The sequence below is a fragment of the Trebonia kvetii genome (assembly GCF_007827045.1).
Classification (GTDB): Bacteria; Actinomycetota; Actinomycetes; order Streptosporangiales; family Streptosporangiaceae; genus Trebonia; species Trebonia kvetii.
This window is the reverse complement of the sequence record NZ_RPFW01000030.1, coordinates 1-536: the sequence shown is the minus strand read 5'-3', so window position 1 is coordinate 536 and position 536 is coordinate 1. Positions and strand designations below refer to the sequence as shown.

General features: G+C 37.9%; 1 protein-coding gene. It reads left to right on the top strand.

Annotated elements, in window-relative coordinates; translation table 11 throughout:
• Positions 1-104: 104 nt before the first annotated feature.
• Positions 105-536, top strand: a 432-nt coding sequence (locus EAS64_RS42815) for a hypothetical protein (RefSeq protein WP_439333646.1), incomplete at its 3' end; no start/stop codon positions are given.

Here is a 536-nt window from a genome sequence, read left to right as displayed (position 1 = left end):
ACCGCAATCCGACCATGTCAATGCTAGAGTTACTAGTAATGACGGATACAGGTGATGAATAGTCCCGCTTTGATAGATTAGAACATAGAGTTTTAAAATAAGCAATAGAAGAAATTAACGAAAACTCCTCTTTTAACGTGACATATGACAAGATAAAAAAAGGACGAAGCATTGATTCTATTGTCTTTCATATTGAGAAGAAACGCATGGCAGACGATAACAGTTACAAGTTGGACGATAGGGATTATCAAGAAGATAAAGCACGTAAAGCTGAAACAGAAGACATGCTGACGGTACAAGCCCTAAAAAGTCCGTATACCAAGCTGCTTATGGAACATTTCTTATTGTCTTATCTAGACTTGACGGATACTAAAATTCTTTCAGGCTTACAAGCACACGTGTACCCTCTCTATGACGAACTGAAAGACTTACGAGGTTTGAATGGGGTCAAAGACCACTTGTCTTATGTGAGAGCCAAGCGAGAAGACTACTCAAAGAAAAATATCACTAAGTATCTCAAAAAAGCAATCGATCAA